The following is a 19,568-nucleotide window of genomic DNA, read 5'->3' as shown; positions in this document are numbered from 1 at the left end:
CCATGAGCGAGAGAATCCCCGTCCGAACCGTAGAAACCTTTGAACCTTCACGCCCCAACAAGATGAAGGTCAAGACCAGCGACAACCTGATCCACACCCGCAGCTTCACCGGCCTGTTCCGTACCCTGCGCATCAGCGGCGCAGGCGTTCTGTTCCTGCTGTTCTTCGGAACGGTGTGGTTGAACTGGGGTGGCCGCCAGGCATTACTCTGGGACCTGTCCGAAAGCAAATTCCACATCTTTGGCGCGACCTTCTGGCCGCAGGATTTCATCCTGCTGTCGGCGCTGCTGATCATCGCCGCCTTCGGCCTGTTCGCCATCACCGTGTTCGCGGGCAGGGTCTGGTGCGGCTACACCTGCCCACAAAGCTCCTGGACCTGGATCTTCATGTGGTGCGAGAAAATCACCGAAGGCGAGCGCAACCAACGGATCAAGTTGCAAGCCGCGCCCTGGGGCCTGAACAAGTTGCTGCGCCGCTCGGCCAAGCACACCCTGTGGCTGGCGATCAGCCTGCTGACCGGCCTGACCTTCGTCGGCTACTTCACGCCGATCCGGCCGCTGGCCGAAGAGCTGCTGACCTTGCAGATGGGCGGCGTCAGCCTGTTTTGGGTCTTGTTTTTCACCGGGGCCACCTACATCAATGCCGGCTGGCTGCGCGAAGCGGTGTGCATGCACATGTGCCCCTATGCACGGTTCCAGAGCGTGATGTTCGACAAGGACACCCTGACCATTTCCTACGATGTCGCCCGCGGCGAAAACCGTGGCCCGCGCAAACGCGACGTCAAACCGGCCGAGGCCGGCCTGGGCGATTGCATCGACTGCCAGCTGTGCGTGCAGGTCTGCCCCACCGGCATCGACATCCGCGACGGCTTGCAGATGGAGTGCATCGGATGCGCGGCGTGCATCGACGCCTGTGACTCGATCATGGACAAGATGGGCTACGAACGCGGGTTGATCAGTTACACCTCGGAGCATCAGTTGCAGGGTGGCAAGACGCACCTGCTGCGCCCCCGCCTGATCGGCTACACCGCCGTGCTGCTAGTGATGATCGGCGCACTGGTGGTCGCTTTGATGGAGCGGCCGATGGTGTCGCTGGACGTGAGCAAGGACCGTGGCCTGTTCCGCGAGAACAGCCAGGGGCAGATCGAGAACATCTACAGCCTGAAGGTCATCAACAAAACCCAGCAACGCCAGGACTACCGCCTGACCCTGGTCGACGGCGACGGCTTCCAATTGCAAGGCAAGACCGATTTGAGCCTGGCACCCGGCGAGATTGTCGATATCCCGGTGTCGGTGGCGATGACCACGGAACGGGCGAGCAGCAGTTCGCAGGGCATCAGCTTCAAGATTGTCGACAGCGATGAGCCGGGCGTCTCCAGTGTGGCCAAGAGCCGGTTTGTTGCGCCGATGAATCGTTAACGCTTTAGACTGCGGTGCGCCATTCGCGAGCAAGCCCGCTCCCACATCGGATCTCCAGTGTTCAAAAATCCAATGTGGGAGCGGGCTTGCTCGCGAAGAAGTCACCTCGATTTTTCTGAACAATACCAATCGGGCACTCGATGAAACGCTACGAAAAATTCGCCGACGACATCGCTGAACTGATCCGCTCCGGCGTCCTCGGCCCCGGCCAACGCGTGCCGTCGGTGCGCTACGCCAGCCAGACCTACGGGGTCAGCCCGTCCACGGTGTTCCAGGCCTATTACCTGCTCGAACGCCGTGGCCTGATCCGCGCCCGGCCGCGCTCCGGCTACTTCGTCAACGCCCATGCGCCACGGCCGTTTTCCGAGCCGGTGATCAGCACCCAGGTCAATGAATCGACCGAAGTCGATGTCAGCGAACTGGTGTTCTCGGTCCTCGACTCGATCAAGGACCCGAACACCGTGCCGTTCGGCTCGGCCTTCCCCAGCCCGACCCTGTTCCCGCTGCAACGGCTGTCACGCTCGCTGGCCAGCGCCAGTCGCGAGATGGACCCGCGCATGGTCGTGACCGACATGTCGCCGGGCAACCCGCAACTGCGCCGGCAAATCGCCCTGCGCTACATGGTCGGCGGCCTGATGCTGCCGATGGAAGAACTGCTGATCACCAATGGCGCCCTGGAGGCGTTGAACCTGTGCCTGCAAGCGGTCACCGAACCCGGCGACCTGGTGGCCATCGAAGCCCCGGCGTTCTATGCCTGCCTGCAAGTTCTGGAACGGCTGAAACTCAAGGCCGTGGAAATCCCGGTGCACCCGCGTGACGGCATTGATCTTGGCGTCCTGGCGCAAACCCTGGAACGCCACCCGATCAAGGCCTGCTGGTGCATGACCAGTTTCCAGAACCCCATGGGCGCGACCATGCCCGAGGCGAAGAAACAGGAACTGGTCGAGTTGCTGCGCCACCACCAGGTGCCGCTGATCGAGGACGATGTCTACGCCGAGTTGTACTACGGCCAACAAGCGCCAAAACCGGCCAAGGCGTTCGATACCGAAGGCTTGGTGATGCACTGCGGTTCCTTCGCCAAAAGCCTGGCCCCGGGCTACCGGGTGGGTTGGGTCGCCGCCGGGCGCTACGCGCAGAAGATCGAACGCCTGAAACTCATGACCTCGCTCTGCGCCTCGATGCCGGCCCAGGCCGCCATCGCCGATTACCTGCAACACGGTGGCTACGATCGGCACCTGCGCAAACTGCGTTACGCCCTGGAAGAGCAGCAAAGCGCCATGCTCGCGGCCATTGCCCGCTATTTCCCGGCAGAAACCCGCGTCAGCCAACCGGCCGGCGGCTACTTCCTGTGGCTGGAACTGCCGGCGCAGATGGATTCGTTGAAGTTGTTCCAGATGGCGCTGGCGCAAGGCATCAGCATCGCCCCGGGACCGATTTTTTCCCCGGCCCAGCGCTTCAGGCATTGCATTCGGTTGAATTACGGCAGCCCGTGGAGCGAGGCTGCCGAGAAGGCGATGGAGACGTTGGGACGGATTGTGCGTTCGTTCTGACAGCTCTGCGTCGCCCGTTCCGGCCTCTTCGCGGGCAAGCCCGCTCCCACAATGGACGGTGATGGACACAAATTCTGTGTACGACAAAGAACCCTGTGGGAGCGGGCTTGCCCGCGAAGAGGCCAGTGCTGGCAACGCAAATCCAAGGGACTAGCGCCCACCCCCCAAATCAACAAAAGTCCCGGTGGCATAAGACGCCTTGTCCGACAACAACCACACAATCGCCTCGGCCACTTCATCTGGCCGCCCGCCCCGGGCCATGGGGATCGCCGATTCCAGCTTGCTGACCCGATCCGGATCGCCGCTCAGTGCGTGGAAATCGGTGTAGATGTAACCCGGTCGCACCGCATTGACGCGAATCCCCTCGCCCGCCACTTCCTTGGACAGACCGATGGTGAAGGTGTCGAGCGCGCCCTTGGAGGCGGCGTAGTCGACGTATTCGTTGGGCGAGCCCAGGCGTGCGGCGACCGAGGAGACGTTGACGATGCTGCCGCCCTGCCCGCCATGCTTGGGCGACATGCGCAGGATGGCGTGCTTGGCGCACAGCACCGGCGCCAGCACGTTGGTCTTGAGAATTTTGAGAATGCGGAATTCGGACATTTCGTCGACCCGGGACTTTTGCCCGACGGTGCCGGCATTGTTCACCAGTGCCGTGACGCGGCCCAGTTCGCTGTCCACCCGGTTGAACAGGGCGATCACTTCATCTTCGATGCTGACATCGGCGCGCACCGCAATGGCTTGTGCGCCCCGTGCGCGGACTTGCTCCAGCACGCCTTGCGCCGCCTCTTCATCCGACTGGTAGTTGATGCAGATCCGATAGCCAAGTTCAGCGGCCAACAGGGCTGTAGCGGCGCCAATGCCGCGACTGCCGCCGGTGATGACGATGACTTTTTCCATGCAGGCTTTCCCCGTTTCAAGCGTATGCGGTCGGGGGCAAGAATAACCGGCCTTGGCGGTTTTTGCATGATGTGACGGTGACTTCGCCGTACCGCCGCGCAGAACGATAACGCGGTACGTCAGGCCAGTGCCAACTGCTCCGAGCGATGAATCTCCATCATGAACCGCTCGGCCGGCAACGGATGCCCCAGCAGGTAGCCCTGCAACGAGTTGCACCCCAGTTGCGTCAGGAAGTCCTGCTGGACATCGGTTTCCACGCCTTCGGCGACGATGCGCAGCCCCAGCGCCTGACCGAGGGCGACAATCGCCGAAACGATGGCCGCGTCATCGCTGTCACGCTCCAGGTCACGCACAAAGCCCCGGTCGATCTTCAGTTCATTGGCCGGCAAACGCTTGAGGTACATCAGGCTCGAATAACCGGTGCCGAAGTCATCGATGGACAGGTCGACGCCCATATCCGACAGCTCCTGCAGCACCGTCATGCTCGCATCGGCATCGCTCATGGCCGTGGTTTCGGTGATTTCCAGGGTCAGGCTGTTGGCCGGCAAGTGATGCGTGGACAAGGCCTTGGCCACGCTTTTCACCAACCCCGCATGGCAGAACTGCAAGGCCGAAAGGTTCACCGCGATGCGCCAGTCGGTGTAGCCCAGCACGTACCATTCGCGCATCTGCCGACAGGCTTCGTTGAGCACCCAGTCGCCAATCGGGATGATCAGCCCGGTCTTCTCCGCCAGCTCGATAAATTTGTCCGGCAGCAGCATGCCCTGGGTCGGATGCTCCCAGCGTAACAGCGCCTCGGCGCCGACCGGCTGACCATTGGCGGCATCGAACTTGGGCTGGTAATGCAGGCTGAACTGTTGCTGCTCGACCGCGTTGCGCAAGTCTTGCAGCAGTTGCAGCTGCTTGCGCGCGTTGCTGTTCATCGAGGCGTCGAAGAAGCTGTAGCCGTTTTTGCCGGCGCCCTTGGCGTGATACATCGCCGCATCCGCGTTCATCAGCAGTTCGTGGGCGTTCTGGCCATTGCCCGGATACAGCGAGATGCCGACGCTGGCGGAGATCTGCAGATCATGCTCAGCGACGCGGAACGGACGGGCGATCAGCGCGACCTGGCGGGCGGCGAGGCCCATGGCGTCATTCTGGTCACTGAGTTGCACCAGCAGCACGAACTCATCGCCGCCGATGCGCGCCAGGGTGTCCTGGCTGCGCAAATCCTCACGCAGGCGCAGGCTGACTTCGCGCAGCAACTGGTCGCCCATGTGATGGCCAAACGCATCATTGACCGGCTTGAAGCCGTCCAGATCGATGAACATCAGCGCAAAACAACCGCCTTCGCCATTCACCCGGGAGATGGCCTGGTCGATGCGGTCGGCCAGCAATACCCGGTTCGGCAAGCCGGTCAGGGTGTCGTGCAAGGCCAGTTGGGTCAGTTCACGGTTGGCTTCGGTCAGCGAGTGGGCAAGGCTGGCGGTACGGGCTTCCAGGCGCGCGTCAAGGATCGAGGTCAGCAAGGCGATGCTCAACACCGCCAGCGTGGTGATCAGCACCAGGTTGTCCAGGCCCTTGCCGCTCAAACCGTCTACCGCCGCACCGCAAAAACTGCCGTCCGGGAAACGTGCGGCGGCCATGGCCGTGTAATGCATGCCGACGATGGCAATCCCCATGATCACCGCCGCACCGCCACGGATCAGGCGGACATAAGGCGCGTGCTGGCGCAGGCGGAAAGCAATCCACAGCGCAGCCCCCGACGCCCCGGCCGCAATCAACAGCGAGGTGCCGAACAACGTCGGGTCGTAATCGATGCCCGGTTGCATGCGCATGGCGGCCATGCCGGTGTAATGCATGGCGCTGATCCCCGCGCCCATCACCAGGGCGCCGAACGCCAGTTGCCAGGCCGGCAATCGGGGCTGGCTGACCAGCCACAGGGCGAATCCGCAGGACAGGATGCCGATCAGCAGCGAAAGCAAGGTAATGGTGAGGTCGTAGCCGAGGTCGATCGGCAGCTTGAACGCGAGCATGCCAATGAAGTGCATCGACCAGACGCCGACGCCCATGGCGAATGCGCCGCCGGCCGTCCATAAATGCACGGCTCGCCCCTTGGCAGTGGCAATACGCCCGGTCAGGTCGAGCGCAGTGTATGAGGCGAGGATCGCGACGCAAAGTGAGATGACGACCAGCGTTGGAGAATAGCTACCGATGAGCATAAGGAGTCTCGCCACCGCCCCCCGTACTGCTTCCCTTCTCGGTGGGGCAAATTTGGCGATTATATTGATTCCGCCATTTAACGCACTGAAAAAGTTATCATTTCGCCATCAAGCCGATGAAACGCTTGTTTGATCTACCGTAGATGCTCTATCCCGGCACCTGTCTGTGTAGGAGCTGCCGAGTGAAACGAGGCTGCGATCCTTTCCCGATCAGCGAAAATCAAGATCAAAAGATCGCAGCCTTCGGCAGCTCCTACAGGGACAATGCTTCACTGTTTGTCGCTCACCTGAAGCTGCCCGTCCCAGCCGCCACCCAGTGCGGCAATCAGATTCACGCTGGCAATCAAGCGGCTCTGCAGCAGACTCAGCGCACTGCGTTCGTTGCTCAATGCCGCCGCCTGAACCACCACCACATCCAGATAGGCAATCACCCCGGCCTTGTACTGGTTCTGGGTCAGGCGCAAGGATTCGCGCGCCGCGTCCAGGGCTTGCTGGCGAACCACGGCTTCGTTTTCCAGGACCTTGAGCTGAACCAGGTAATCTTCCACTTCACGGAAGCCGTCGAGTACGGTCTGGCGGTACTTGGCCACGGTTTCGTCGTAGGCCGCTTCGCTGCGGTCGACTTCCGCCGAACGCTGGCCGCCGTCGAACAGGGTCATGGCCAGTTGCGGGCCCACCGACCAGAAGCGGTTGGGCAGGCTGAACAAATCCTTGGAAGTACTGCTGCTGTAACCGCCGTTCAGGCTCAGGGTCAGGTCCGGGTAGTAGGCCGCCTTGGCCACGCCGATGTTGGCATTGGCGGCCATCACCGAGCGCTCGGCGGAGGCAATGTCCGGACGCCGTTCCAGCAACTGCGAAGGCAAGCTCAGCGGGACTTCGGGCAAGGCCGGGATGTCCTCGCTTTCAGCCAGTTCGAACTCGGCCGGCGGCAGGCCGATCAGTACGGCGATGGCGTTTTCGAACTGGGCGCGTTGCCAGATCAGGTCGACCATGTCTGCTTCGGTGCCCTTGAGCTGCGTCTGGGCCTGGGCCACCGCATCCTTGCCGGAGACCCCGGCGCGGTACTGGTTTTCGGTCATTTTCAACGAGCGCTTGTAAGCCTCCACGGTTGCTTCCAGCAGGCGCTTCTGCTCATCGATGACCCGCAATTGCAGGTAGTTCTGCACCAGCTCCGACTGCTGGCTCAAGCGCATCGCCGCCAGATCGGCGTAGCTGGCCTGGGCATTGGCGGTGTCCGCTTCGAGGCCACGGCGTAATTTGCCCCAGATGTCCGCTTCCCAGCTGACGCCGGCCTGGGCGGTGTAGGTGTCGCGAATACCGCTGGAAGAACTGGTCAGGCTGGAACTGCTGCTGCCGGTGCCCTGGCTGGAGCGGTTTTTTCCCATGCTCAGGTCCACGGTGGGGAAAAACGCGCCACGGGCACTGCGCACCAGCGCCTGGGCCTGACGGTACTGGGCCTCGGACTGGGCAACCGTCTGGTTGGCGCTGTTGAGTTGTTCGATCAGGCCGTTGAGCTGGCGGTCGCCATACAGCTCCCACCAGGCACCCCGGGCCAGGGAATCGCTCGGATTGGCCTGACGCCAGCCGGCCGCTTCCTTGTACGCCATCGGCGCGGCGGCTGGCGGGCGCTGGTAATCCGGGCCGACGGCGCAGGCACTGAGCATCGCCATGCACAGCGTCAGGCTCAGCAACCGCGAGCCTCGGGCCTTGATCAACGATGTGGCCAGCGGCGTGGCCAGGTTGAATAGCGATGTGTCAGTCATAGCGGAGTTTCCAGAGCAGCATCGGTACGCACCCCACGCCAGTGGTTGAAGCGATGGCGCAGTTTGTCGAGATAGAGGTAAACCACCGGGGTGGTGTAAAGGGTCAGCACCTGGCTGAAGATCAGCCCGCCGATGATGGTCAGGCCCAGCGGCTGGCGCATTTCCGCCCCTTCGGCACGGCTGAGCAGCAATGGCAAGGCACCGAGGATCGCCGCCAGGGTGGTCATCAGGATCGGCCGCAGGCGTTGCAGGCACGCATTGCGGATAGACTCCAGCGGCGCCATGCCTTGCTGACGTTCGAGCTGCAACGCCAGGTCGATCATCAGGATGGCGTTTTTCTTCACCACGCCGATCAGCAGGAACAACCCCAGCAACGAGATCAGGCTGAACTCGCCCCCCAGGGCATAGATCGACAGCAACGCGCCGACACCCGCCGACGGCAGGGTCGAGAGGATGGTCAGGGGGTGGATATAGCTTTCGTACAAAACACCCAGCACCAGGTACACCGCCACCAGCGCGCCGAGAATCATCCACGGCTGGCTTTTCTGGGTGGCGGCGAAGGCATCGGCGGTGCCGGCCATTTTCGCGATCACGTCTTCCGGCAGGCCCACCGAGGCAATCGCCCGCTCGATGGCGGCACCGCCCTGCTCCACCGTCACGCCTTCGGCCATGTCGAAGGCAATGCTTTCCGAGGCGAACTGGCCTTCGTGGCTGACGCGGTCGTCTTCCAGGCTGTTTTCGTAATGGGCAATGGTCGACAGCGGAATCCGCGCGCCGTCGGCGGTGATCACCTGCACCTGTTTCAGGGTGATCGGGTCCTGGGCGTATTTCGGATTGACCTCCATCACCACCTGGTACTGGTTGAGGCTGTCGTAGATGGTTGATATCTGCCGCTGGCTGTAGGCGTTGTTCAGCACCGCCGTGACCATGTCCATGTCGACGCCCAGGCGCTTGGCCTGGTCGCGGTCGACGATCAGCGTCACCTGCTGGGCGCCACGACCTTCACGAGCATCGATTGCGGTCAGCTCCGGCAGGGCCTTGAGCGCGGTCACCACCTTCGGATACCACTCGCGCAACGCACCAAGATCACCGCTTTGCAGGATGTAGGAATACTGCGACGAGGTCTGCTCGCGACCGCCGCCGAACTGCAGGTCCTGGTCGGCCATCAGCATCAACTGCGCACCGGCGACCTTGGGCATTTCCTTGCGCAAGCGCTCGATGACCTTCTGCGCGGAAATATTGCGTTCCTTGATCGGCTTGAGGCGCACCAGCATGAAGGCGTTGTTGGTGCCGTTGCTGCCGCCAATGAAGCCGGCAACGCTCTGCACGGCGTCATCCTTGAGCACGGCACGGCGGAAAATCTCCATTTTCGGCTGCATCACGCTGAACGACAGGCCGTCGTCGCCCCGAACGAAGCCGATCAGCTGACCGGTATCCTGTTGCGGTAAAAATGTTTTAGGAACAACAACATACAGCGCAATGTTAACGCCAACCGTGACAATCAGGCTGAGCAGCGTCAGCCGGCGATGACGCAGGACCCAGTCGAGGCTGGTGGCGTATTTGCCGACCATCCAGTCGTTGGCGCGGCGGCTCCAGCGTTGCAGGCGGTTTTCCTGGCCCGGTGTGTGTGGCTTGAGCCAGCGGGCGCAGAGCATCGGGGTCAGGGTCAGGGAAACCACCAGCGAGACCACGATGGACGCCGCCAGGGTGATGGAAAACTCGCGGAACAGGCTTTCGATAATCCCGCCCATGAACAGGATCGACAGGAACACCGCCACCAGCGACACGTTCATCGACAGCAAGGTAAAACCGACTTCCTGGGCGCCGAGATAGGCAGCCTTCATCGGTTTGACGCCCTCATCGATATGCCGGGAAATGTTTTCCAGCACCACGATGGCGTCGTCCACCACCAGCCCGGTGGCCAGGATCAGCGCCATCAGCGACAGGTTGTTCAACGAAAAACCGTACAGGTACATCACCGCGAAGGTGCCCACCAGCGACACCGGCACCGCCAGGGTCGGGATCAGCGAGGCGCGGAAATTGCCGAGAAACAGGAACACCACCAGGATCACCAGGGCCACGGCGATCAGCAGGGTCATTTCCGCTTCGTGCAGCGTGGCCTTGATCACCGGCGAACGGTCCATGGCTAGGTTCAGCTTGACGCTGGCCGGCAGCACCGCCTGCAACGCCGGCAACTGGGCCTTGATCTCGTTGACCGTCTCGATGATGTTGGCGCCGGCCTGGCGGTTGATCACCAGCAATACCGCCGCGTCGTCGTTGAAGAAGCCGCTGTTGTAGCGGTCCTCGACGCCATCGCTGACCTTGGCCACATCCTTGAGGCGCAACGCGGCGCCATCGGCGTAGTGGATGATCAGCGACTCGTAGTCCTTGGCTTTCTCCAGTTGATCGTTGGCCTGCACCTGCCACAGCCGCTGGCCGTCTTCCACCGACCCCTTGGGCCGGCGCACGTTGGCATTGGCGATGGTATTGCGCACGTCATCGAGCGCCACGCCGTACTGGTTCAGGGCCTGCGGTTCGAGTTCGATGCGCACCGCCGGCAAGGAGCTGCCGCCGATCTGCACTTCACCGACGCCCTGCACCTGCGACAGGCTTTGGGACAGGATGGTCGAGGCCAGGTCATACAGCTGGCCTTTTTCCAGCACGTCCGAGGTCAGCGACAACACCATGATCGGCGCCTGGGACGGGTTGACCTTCTTGTAGGTCGGCATGCTGCGCATGCCGCTGGGCAACAGGTTGCGCGAGGCGTTGATCGCCGCCTGCACTTCCCGCGCCGCGCCGTTGATGTCGCGGTCCAGGTCGAATTGCAGGATCACCCGGGTCGAGCCCTGGCTGGAACGGCTGCTCATGGTGTTGACCCCGGCGATGGCGCCGAAGGAGCGTTCCAGTGGCGTGGCCACCGTCGAGGCCATCACTTCCGGGCTCGCGCCGGGCAGGCTGGCCTGGACCACGATCACCGGGAAGTCCATTTGCGGCAGCGGCGACACCGGCAACAGGCCGAAGCTCACGCCGCCCAGCAACATGATCGCCAGGCTCAGCAGCATGGTGGCTACCGGACGCTTGATGAAAGGTCCCGAGAGGTTCATCGACGGCGGCTCCCGACATCCATCCCTGAAGGAGCAAGCATGCTCGCGATAGCGGTCGATCTGCCAGCATCGATGTCGCCTGCCATGACCCCTTCGCGAGCAAGCCCGCTCCCACAGGAATCGTGAGTGTGCAGGGTCATACCGCCACCTCTTCGGCTTTGGATTTGCCGAAGCGTCGACCAAGACGGTCGAAATACAGGTAGATCACGGGCGTGGTGAACAGCGTCAGCACCTGACTGACCAGCAAGCCCCCGACCATCACCAGACCCAGCGGCTGGCGCAGTTCCGCTCCGGAACCCGTTGCCAGCATGAGGGGCACCGCGCCGAACAGCGCGGCCAGGGTGGTCATCAGAATCGGCCGGAAACGCAGCAGTGCGGCTTGATAGATCGCCGTTTGCGGGTCCATGCCCTGATTGCGCTCAGCGTCCAGCGCAAAGTCGATCATCATGATCGCGTTCTTCTTCACGATGCCGATCAGCAGGATGATGCCGATGATCGCGATCATCCCCAGGTCATTGCCGCTCAGCAGCAACGCCAGCAAGGCGCCGACCGCCGCGGACGGCAGGGTCGAGAGGATGGTGATCGGGTGGATGTAGCTCTCGTACAGCACGCCCAGCACGATGTACATGGTCACCACCGCCGCCAGGATCAGCAGCAAGGTGCTCGACAGCGACGCCTGGAAGGCCTCGGCGGCGCCCTGGAACTGGGTCTGCACGCCAATCGGCATACCGATGTCCTTCTGCACCTGCTCGATGATCTCCACCGCATGCCCCAACGCCACGCCGGGCGCCAGGTTGAACGACATCATCACCGCCGGGAACTGGCCGATATGGGTGATCGCCAATTGCGCCTGGCGCTCCTCGATATGCGCCAGGCTGGACAAACGGACCTGGCCGCCGTCGGTGGTCTTGACGTGAATCTGGTCCAGCGCCTTCGGGCCGATCTTCTCGCCGGACTGCGATTGCAGCACCACGCGGTATTGGCTGGCCTGGGTGTAGATGGTGGAAATCTGCCGCTGGCCGAAGGCGTCATACAACGCATCGGTGATGTTCGACACCGATACCCCGACCCGCGACGCGGCATCGCGATCGATCACCAGATAAACCTGCAAGCCCTTGTCCTGCAAGTCGCTGGCCACGTCGGTCAGTTCGGGGCGCTGCGCAAGCGCCTCGACCAGGCGCCCGCTCCACAGGCTCAGCAGCTCGGAATCCGGCGACGACATGCTGAACTGGTACTGCGTGCGGCTGACCCGGTCCTCGATGGTCAGGTCCTGCACCGGCTGCATGAACAGGCGGATGCCGACCAGTTTGTCCAGTTCCGGCTGCAAGCGGGCAATCACTTCGGTTGCACTCAGGTCGCGGTTGCCGTGGGGCTTGAGGTTGATCAGCAATCGACCGCTGTTGAGCGTCGAGTTATCGCCGTCGACACCAATGTAGGACGACAGGCTCTCGACCGCCGGATCGGCCAGGATCACCTTGGCCAGTTCCTGCTGGCGCTCACTCATGGCGGCGAAGGAAATCGACTGCGGCGCTTCGGAAATGCCCTGGATCACCCCGGTGTCCTGCACCGGGAAGAAGCCCTTGGGCACCACCATGTACAGGAAGACCGTCAGTGCCAGGGTGCCGATGGCCACCAGCAACGTCAGCGGCTGGTGCTTGAGCACCCACTGCAACTTGCGCCCGTAGGCGGCAATCATCCAGTCGATGACAGCGCCGCTGCCGCGGTAGAAACGGCCCTGTTCCTCTTCCTTCGGCTCACGCTTGAGCAGGCGCGCGCACATCATCGGCGTCAGGGTCAGGGACACCACCAGGGAAATCAGGATCGCCACCGCCAGGGTGATCGCGAATTCGCGGAACAGCCGCCCCACCACGTCGGCCATGAACAGCAGCGGAATCAATACCGCAATCAGCGACAGGGTCAGGGAGATCAGGGTAAAGCCGATCTGCCTGGCGCCTTTGAGTGCCGCATTCAGCGGACTGTCGCCCTCTTCGATGAATCGGGAAATGTTCTCCAGCATTACGATCGCATCGTCCACCACGAAACCGGTGGCGATGGTCAGGGCCATCAGGGTCAGGTTATTGACCGAGAACCCGGCGAGGTACATCACGCCAAAGGTGCCGATCAGCGACAGCGGCACGGCCACCGACGGAATGATCGTGGCACTGGCCCGGCGCAGGAACAGGAAGGTGACCATCACTACCAGGGCAATGGCGATCAGCAATTCGTGCTGCACATCCTTGACCGAGGCGCGGATGGTCTGGGTGCGGTCGGTCAGCACGATGACGTCGAGGCCGGCCGGCAGGTTGTCGGTGATGCTCGGCAGCAAGGCCTTGATCCGGTCCACCACCTCGATGACGTTGGCCCCCGGTTGACGCTGGATGTTCAGCAGCACCGCCTGGTTTTCGTTGGCCCAGGCGGCCAGCCGTTCGTTTTCGGCACCGTCGACGATTTCAGCCACGTCCTTGAGCCGCAACGGCGCACCGTTGGCGTAGGCCAGGATCAGGTTGGCGTAGTCCTCGGGCGAGGTCAGTTGATCGTTGGCATCGAGCATCGACACCCGGGTCGGGCCGTCGAAGTTACCCTTGGGCTGGTTGACGTTGGACGCGCCGATCAGGGTGCGCACGTCCGACAGGTTCAGGCCGTTGGCCGCCAGGGCCTCGGGGTTGACCTTGATCCGCACCGCCTGACGCTGGCCGCCGGCGATGCTGACCATGCCGACGCCGCTGATCTGGGCGATTTTCTGCGCCATGCGCGTGTCGACCAGATCGTTGAGCTTGGGCAGCAACATGGTCTTGGAGGTGATGGCCAGGGTCAGCACCGGCGTATCGGCCGGGTTGACCTTGTTGTACACCGGCGGCGCCGGCAGGTCCTTGGGCAGCAGGTTGGTCGCGGCGTTGATCGCGGCCTGCACCTGCTGCTCGGCGACGTCCATGTTGATGTCGAGGCTGAAACGCAGGGTCAGCACCGAGGCGCCGCCGGAGCTGGTCGAGGCCATCTGGGTCAGGCCCGGCATCTGCCCGAACTGGCGCTCCAGCGGCGCGGTCACGGCGCTGGTCATGACATCGGGGCTGGCGCCGGGATAGAGGGTCATGACGCGAATGGTCGGGTAATCGACCTGGGGCAATGCCGACACCGGCAGCAGTCGATAGGCGATCACGCCGGCCAGTATGATGGCCAGCATGCTCAAGGTAGTCGCTACCGGGCGAAGGATGAACAGCCGCGAGAGATTCATGCGCCGCCCTTTTTCGCCTTGCCGGCAGGTGCCGGTTCAGTGCTGTTGGTCGCCGATCCGCCTTGCAGATGGCCGGCCGGGCTGGTCGGCACTTGCTGCGGGTCGTTGACCACCTCCACGTCGCTGCCGTCCTTCAGGCGGTCGGTGCCTTCCAGCACCACCCGATCACCGGCGACAAGGCCTTCGGTGACCACGGTGTTTTCACCGTCGCTGGCGCCGATTTTCAACTGACGGATCTTGACCTTCCGGTCGCCGTCCAGGGCATAGACAAAGGTGCCATTGGTGCCGAACTGGATCGCCGCGGAAGGCGCGAGGATCACGTCCTTGAGGGTGTCGGCCAGCAGGCGCACATTGACGAACTGGTTGGGGAACAGCGCCTGGTCGCGGTTATCGTAGCGGGCCTTGAATTTCAGGGTGCCGGTGGTGACGTCGATCTGGTTGTCCAGGCTCTGCAATACCCCGGTGGCTTGCAGCTTGGTGTCACCGCGATCCCAGGCTTCGGCAGGCAATTTGGCGCCGCTGCGATAGCGCGCCAGCACCACGTCAAGGCTGTTCTCCGGCAAGGTGAAAGCGACGCTGATCGGCTGGGTCTGGGTGATGATCGCCAGCGCGGTGGCGTCGTTGGCCGCAACCAGGTTGCCGACGTCGAGCTGGCGCAGGCCGACGCGCCCGGCGATAGGTGCGCGGATCCTGGTGAATTCGAGATTGAGCTTGGCGTCGTTGACCGCCGCCTGATTGGTCTTGACCGTGCCCTGGAACTGACCGACCAGCGCGACGGCGGTGTCCAGGGTCTGCTTGGCGATACTGTCTTCCTTGTACAGGCCGGTATAACGCTCCACATCCACCTGGGCATTTTTCAGCTGTGCCTGATTCTGCAGCAAGGTGCCTTCGGCCTGGAGCAAGGCGTTCTGGTACGGGCGCGGGTCGATGTCGGCCAGCAAGTCGCCCGCCTTGACCATCTGTCCTTCCTCGAAATAGACCTTGACCAGCTCGCCGCCAACGCGGCTGCGCACGTTGATGGTGTTCAGCGCGGTGACCGTGCCCAATGCCTTGTAGTAGAGCGGGAAATCGCCCTTGACCGCCGGTGCCACGCGTACCGGAACCGGTCCGGAAGCGCCGCCGAATCCCGGACGCATCGCCCCTGACCTGCCCGTGTGGCCGGCCACGGCTTTCTGCTGCGCGCCCTCTTTCGGCGCAGCGCCACCTGGCCAGAATTTCCAGCACAGGGCGGCGATGACCAACAGGACAAGCAGGCCAAACAGCCAGCGACGGGGACTACGGGAAGCGGAGGATTGCATTGAGAGATCAACCATTGGGCGCGTGGGCTTCTGTTACATGTGGCTGAACGATAAGCACTGGAGGGTCTTAAGCAAAGCGCCTTTACCGGCAATTTACTTTCGGCTTACGTAACAGGAGATTTATCCAAGATACTGAAACACAAATGAAAACGGCCTGGACAGGGCCAGGCCGTTAACAATTGTAATTGCTACTTATTTCAAGACAGCAAGGGCTGCTTCGTAGTTCGGCTCTTCAGCGATTTCCTTGACCAGTTCGCTGTGCAGCACGTTGTCGTTTTCGTCCAGTACCACCACGGCACGGGCGGTCAGGCCCTTGAGCGGGCCGTCGGCGATGGCCACGCCGTAGTTCTCGATGAACTCGGTGCCGCGCAGGGTCGACAGGTTCTGGACGTTTTCCAGGCCTTCGGCGCCGCAGAAACGCGATTGGGCGAACGGCAGGTCGGCGGAGATGCACAGCACCACGGTGTTGGCGATGTCATTGGCCTGGGCGTTGAACTTGCGCACCGACGTGGCGCAGGTCGGGGTGTCGACGCTTGGGAAGATGTTCAGCACTTTGCGCTTGCCGGCGAAGTCTTTCAGGGTGACGTCGGACAGATTGCCGGCAACCAGGGAAAAGGCTGGCGCCTTGGAACCGGCTTGAGGCAGCTGGCCGTTGACTTGAACCGGGTTGCCTTTAAGAGTGACTTGAGCCATGAACGGAGTCCTTCTGAACGTTGTTGTGGAGAATGGTGAAGAGGCCGAAGTTAACCATGAAATCGGTCGGCGACCTACTGCGGTTACAAAACTTGCAGCGCCCCCGATCCCCTGTGGGAGCGAGCCTGCTCGCGATGGCGCCGACACATTCACCACTTCAGTGACTGACCGATTGCATTCGCGAGCCTGCCGACTGTCCATGTAGGAGCTGCCGAAGGCTGCGATCTTTTGATCTTCGATGCGCTTTCAATACCGTCATAAAAAGCGAAATCAAAAGATCGCAGCCTTCGGCAGCTCCTACAAGGGTTCGGGGGTATAACAAAATTTGTTACGACTTTCCCTGACTGCGCTGTCGATCCGGCCCAAGCTCATTCGACTATAAGTGAACAATCCCAATCCAGCGGAGTGAACACCATGCGCTTCATGATCATCATCAAAGCCAGCCAGGACTCCGAAGCCGGCATCATGCCCGACACCGAACTGCTGACCGCCATGGGCAACTACAACGAAGAACTGGCCAAGGCAGGCATCCTCCTCGCCGGCGAAGGCCTGCACCCCAGCAGCAAAGGCGCCCGCGTGCGCTTCAGCGGTGACAAACGCACAGTGATCGACGGCCCGTTCGCCGAAACCAAGGAACTGATCGCCGGCTATTGGCTGTGGCAGGTGAAATCCAGGGAAGAAGCCATCGAATGGGTCAAGCGTTGCCCCAACCCGATGCCGGGTACTGAGGCCGAGATCGAGATTCGTCAGGTGTTTGAGGCGGCGGACTTTGGGGAGGAGTTCACGCCGGAGTTGCGAGAGCAGGAAGAGCGGGCGTTCGGGAAGAAGTGTTAAGTACCGAATGAATCAGGGGCGTTGCCTGCGCAGACAGTAACCTGGCTGATCGTTTACTCCCGCACGGGCACGATCAGCGCGCTCTACAAATCTTGCCACCTGCGCGCTCGCGCTATCTGGGCTGTTGGGTTAACGCACGCAACCCGCTGATCCTTATTAACTTTTCAGTACATACAAAAACCGGAAATCTTGTACAAAAAAACCAAGGAATTAATCCCTTCGACTAGCTAACCCCCATTTAGCTGCTAGCTTCAAGAGACGTGTCCTACAGGCTTGGTAGCAAAGAGACTACGTCGCAACGGCCGCCAAGTGCCGAGTCGTCCAAAATGAGCCACCAGGGAATCGGGGAATCATGTTCAACAAATTGGGGATGCACGCCGGTCTTCTGATGATGTCGCTCGCGCCTTTCATCAGCGCCTACGCGGATAACGCCGAGACCGCCAACAAGAGCAACAACCCGCTGAACCTCGCCCCGGGGATGAACCTGCAGGATTACTACACCCCAAAGTATTACGACTCCAACATCCATACCAATGACCTGCTGGTGCGCGGCACGCTGCCGATTGCGCCGAATGACTACATTGGTGTGCCGCAGTTGCTGCGCGCCACGGCGCCGATCAGCACGCGTCCGGACCCGAGCAGCGGCTACAGCACCGGCGAGGGCGACCTGAACCTGTTCGATATCTTCCTGCTCAAGACCGAGGGCGTGCAGTTGGGCATCGGGCCGATGATCACGGCACCGACCGCCGACCAGGACGAACTCGGTACGGGTAAATGGCAGGCCGGCCTGGCCGCCGTGGCCATCGATTCGTCACCGCGCGGCCTGCTGGGCGCGCTGGTGCAATACCAGAGTTCGTTTGCCGGCGACCACGACCGCGAACACGTCGAAACCGCCACGATGCAACCTTTCATCATTCACAACCTGGACCAAGGCTGGTACCTGCGCTCCACGGGCACCTGGACCTTCGACCTGAAGAACGACACCCACTACATCCCGCTCGGCCTGGGTGTCGGCAAAGTCTGGAAAGACAGGTCCAATATCCTCAACGCCTTCATCGAACCGCAGTGGACCGTCGATCACAAGGGCGACGGCCTGCCGAAGTTCACCCTGTTCGCCGGTCTCAACGTCACGTTCGGGAAATGAGGTCTCTGCCATGCACATAGCCATTCGCGCAGCCGGTTTCGGCCTGATGACGATGTTCGTGAGTTGCGGCGTGGGTGCCGACTTCACCGCCACCCCGCAACAAGCCCGGGCCATCGCCAAGGAAGCCTATCTGTATGGCTTCCCGGTGGTGGAAATGTACAAGACCCTCTACACCCAGGCGGTGGACAGGCACAGTTCGAACTTCAAGGCGCCGTTCAACCAGATCGGCAACACCGCCAAGGCCTTCACCGCCAAAGACACGGCATTCGTCACCCCCAATGCCGATACGCCCTACTCCTTCGTCTGGATGGATTTGCGCGCCGAACCGGTGGTGCTGACCTTGCCCCCCATCGAGGAACACCGTTACTACTCGGTGCAGTTGATCGACGCCTACACGCAGAACTTCGCCTACCTGGGCACCCGCAGTACCGGCAACCATGGCGGCCATTTCATGATTGCCGGGCCCGGCTGGCAAGGTCAGCAGCCGCAGAACATCGACCGACTGCTGCGCAGCGAGAGCAACATCGCCTATGCGCTGTACCGCACGCAGCTGTTCGATGACAAGGACCTGGGCAAGGTCAAGGAGATCCAGAAAGGCTACAAGGTCGAACCCCTGAGCCAGTACGACAAGCACAAGGCGCCACCGGCCGCGCCGAAAATCGACTGGCCCAAACCCTCGCCGACCATGAGCGACACGCCGGATCTGTTTCGCTACCTGAATTTCATGCTGGCCTTCGCCCCGCCCCAGGACGTGGAAAAGGATCTGCTCGCGCGCTTCAAGACCATCGGCATCGAGGCCGGCAAACCGTTCAACCTCACCCGACTGAGCGCCGAACAGCGTAAAGCCCTGGAAGACGGCATCAGCGACGCCAAGGCGCAATTCGCCCAGTTCAAGAAAACCAAAGTCGACACCCACGAAGTCAGCAGCGGCGACCTCTTCGGCACCCGCGATCACCTCAAGGGCAATTACCTTTACCGCTACGCCGGCGCGAACATGGGGATCTTCGGCAACTCCAGCGAAGAGGCGGACTACATCGGCTATTTCGTCGACAAGGACGGTCAGCCGGTCGACGCCTCAAAACACGACTACACCTTGCATTTCGACAAGGACGCGCTGCCCCCGGCGCAGGCCTTCTGGTCGCTGACGATGTACAACGCCAGGAACAAACTGCTGGTGGCCAACCCGCTCAACCGCTACCTGATCAACTCGCGCATGTTGCCGGACCTCAAGCTCGACAGCGACGGCGGACTGACCCTTTACGTGCAGAACAAGGCCCCGGCCACTGACCTGCAAAGCAACTGGTTACCCGCCCCCAACGGGCCGTTCTACGGCGTGCTGCGCCTGTATCTGCCTACGCCTGCGGTGGCCAGTGGCGAATGGAAAATGCCGTTGTTGACGCCGGTCAACCAAAAAAATCAATAAGCGGAGTCGGT

General features: G+C 62.0%; 12 protein-coding genes. 5 read left to right on the top strand and 7 right to left on the bottom strand.

Going from position 1 to position 19,568, the window contains the following annotated elements:
* Nucleotides 1-2 precede the first annotated feature (2 nt).
* A complete protein-coding gene (gene ccoG / locus F8N66_RS04275; protein WP_150768982.1) occupies nt 3-1,418 on the top strand; it encodes a cytochrome c oxidase accessory protein CcoG in 1,416 nt (471 codons plus the stop codon).
* A gap of 140 nt (nt 1,419-1,558) precedes the next feature.
* Entirely contained in the window at nt 1,559-2,968 is a 1,410-nt protein-coding gene (gene mapR / locus F8N66_RS04270) for a GntR family transcriptional regulator MpaR (protein WP_150768981.1), read from the top strand.
* A gap of 150 nt (nt 2,969-3,118) precedes the next feature.
* Here mapR and F8N66_RS04265 read toward each other — a convergent pair whose 3' ends face one another.
* The 7 genes from F8N66_RS04265 to tpx form a co-directional block, all read right to left on the bottom strand.
* Nucleotides 3,119-3,865 carry an SDR family oxidoreductase gene (locus tag F8N66_RS04265; protein WP_150768980.1) on the bottom strand — a complete coding sequence of 249 codons (747 nt, stop codon included), beginning with the start codon at nt 3,863-3,865 and terminating at the stop codon, nt 3,119-3,121.
* A gap of 119 nt (nt 3,866-3,984) precedes the next feature.
* Complete coding sequence (locus F8N66_RS04260) at nt 3,985-6,066, bottom strand: putative bifunctional diguanylate cyclase/phosphodiesterase (RefSeq protein ID WP_150768979.1); 2,082 nt, start codon at nt 6,064-6,066, stop codon at nt 3,985-3,987.
* Nucleotides 6,067-6,335: 269 nt separating this feature from the next.
* Nucleotides 6,336-7,829, bottom strand: a complete 1,494-nt coding sequence (locus F8N66_RS04255) for an efflux transporter outer membrane subunit (protein WP_150768978.1) — start codon at nt 7,827-7,829, stop codon at nt 6,336-6,338.
* The gene (locus F8N66_RS04250) at nt 7,826-10,933 is read right to left on the bottom strand and encodes an efflux RND transporter permease subunit (RefSeq protein ID WP_150768977.1); all 3,108 of its coding nucleotides are present in this window, start codon (nt 10,931-10,933) and stop codon (nt 7,826-7,828) included. Before F8N66_RS04250 ends, F8N66_RS04255 begins: the two co-directional genes overlap by 4 nt.
* Nucleotides 10,934-11,069: 136 nt before the next feature.
* Nucleotides 11,070-14,165, bottom strand: coding sequence for an MdtB/MuxB family multidrug efflux RND transporter permease subunit (locus tag F8N66_RS04245; protein WP_150768976.1), 3,096 nt, complete (start codon nt 14,163-14,165; stop codon nt 11,070-11,072).
* Complete coding sequence (locus F8N66_RS04240) at nt 14,162-15,478, bottom strand: MdtA/MuxA family multidrug efflux RND transporter periplasmic adaptor subunit (protein ID WP_150768975.1); 1,317 nt, start codon at nt 15,476-15,478, stop codon at nt 14,162-14,164. Before F8N66_RS04240 ends, F8N66_RS04245 begins: the two co-directional genes overlap by 4 nt.
* 177 nt (nt 15,479-15,655) lie before the next feature.
* Nucleotides 15,656-16,156, bottom strand: coding sequence for a thiol peroxidase (gene tpx, locus F8N66_RS04235; protein WP_150768974.1), 501 nt, complete (start codon nt 16,154-16,156; stop codon nt 15,656-15,658).
* 414 nt (nt 16,157-16,570) lie between these two features.
* Between tpx and F8N66_RS04230 the strand changes: the two genes are divergently transcribed.
* The 3 genes from F8N66_RS04230 to F8N66_RS04220 all read left to right on the top strand — a co-directional run bounded on the left by F8N66_RS04230 (nt 16,571) and on the right by F8N66_RS04220 (nt 19,557).
* Nucleotides 16,571-16,990 (top strand): YciI family protein, encoded by a 420-nt coding sequence (locus F8N66_RS04230; RefSeq protein WP_150768973.1) that lies wholly within the window; start codon nt 16,571-16,573, stop codon nt 16,988-16,990.
* 352 nt (nt 16,991-17,342) lie between these two features.
* Nucleotides 17,343-18,134, top strand: coding sequence for a hypothetical protein (locus F8N66_RS04225; protein ID WP_150768972.1), 792 nt, complete (start codon nt 17,343-17,345; stop codon nt 18,132-18,134).
* Between the two features lie 10 nt (nt 18,135-18,144).
* On the top strand, nt 18,145-19,557 hold the full coding sequence (locus F8N66_RS04220; RefSeq protein ID WP_150768971.1) for a DUF1254 domain-containing protein: 1,413 nt from the start codon (nt 18,145-18,147) through the stop codon (nt 19,555-19,557).
* The last annotated feature ends 11 nt before the right edge of the window (nt 19,558-19,568 follow it).

The sequence above is a fragment of the Pseudomonas fluorescens genome (genome assembly GCF_902498195.1).
GTDB classification, from domain to species: Bacteria; Pseudomonadota; Gammaproteobacteria; order Pseudomonadales; family Pseudomonadaceae; genus Aquipseudomonas; species Aquipseudomonas fluorescens_BU.
Note: the sequence above shows the minus strand (reverse complement) of the source record. Positions and strands in the feature narration are given on the sequence as shown.

Excerpts from the sequence above, each read along its gene's own strand:
- ccoG (WP_150768982.1), top strand. The coding sequence starts at position 3 with ATGAGCGAGAGAATCCCCGTCCGAACCGTAGAAACCTTTGAACCTTCA.
- mapR (WP_150768981.1), top strand. The coding sequence starts at position 1,559 with ATGAAACGCTACGAAAAATTCGCCGACGACATCGCTGAACTGATCCGC.
- F8N66_RS04265 (WP_150768980.1), bottom strand. The coding sequence starts at position 3,865 with ATGGAAAAAGTCATCGTCATCACCGGCGGCAGTCGCGGCATTGGCGCC.
- F8N66_RS04260 (WP_150768979.1), bottom strand. The coding sequence starts at position 6,066 with ATGCTCATCGGTAGCTATTCTCCAACGCTGGTCGTCATCTCACTTTGC.
- F8N66_RS04255 (WP_150768978.1), bottom strand. The coding sequence starts at position 7,829 with ATGACTGACACATCGCTATTCAACCTGGCCACGCCGCTGGCCACATCG.
- F8N66_RS04250 (WP_150768977.1), bottom strand. The coding sequence starts at position 10,933 with ATGAACCTCTCGGGACCTTTCATCAAGCGTCCGGTAGCCACCATGCTG.
- F8N66_RS04245 (WP_150768976.1), bottom strand. The coding sequence starts at position 14,165 with ATGAATCTCTCGCGGCTGTTCATCCTTCGCCCGGTAGCGACTACCTTG.
- F8N66_RS04240 (WP_150768975.1), bottom strand. The coding sequence starts at position 15,478 with ATGGTTGATCTCTCAATGCAATCCTCCGCTTCCCGTAGTCCCCGTCGC.
- tpx (WP_150768974.1), bottom strand. The coding sequence starts at position 16,156 with ATGGCTCAAGTCACTCTTAAAGGCAACCCGGTTCAAGTCAACGGCCAG.
- F8N66_RS04230 (WP_150768973.1), top strand. The coding sequence starts at position 16,571 with ATGCGCTTCATGATCATCATCAAAGCCAGCCAGGACTCCGAAGCCGGC.
- F8N66_RS04225 (WP_150768972.1), top strand. The coding sequence starts at position 17,343 with ATGTTCAACAAATTGGGGATGCACGCCGGTCTTCTGATGATGTCGCTC.
- F8N66_RS04220 (WP_150768971.1), top strand. The coding sequence starts at position 18,145 with ATGCACATAGCCATTCGCGCAGCCGGTTTCGGCCTGATGACGATGTTC.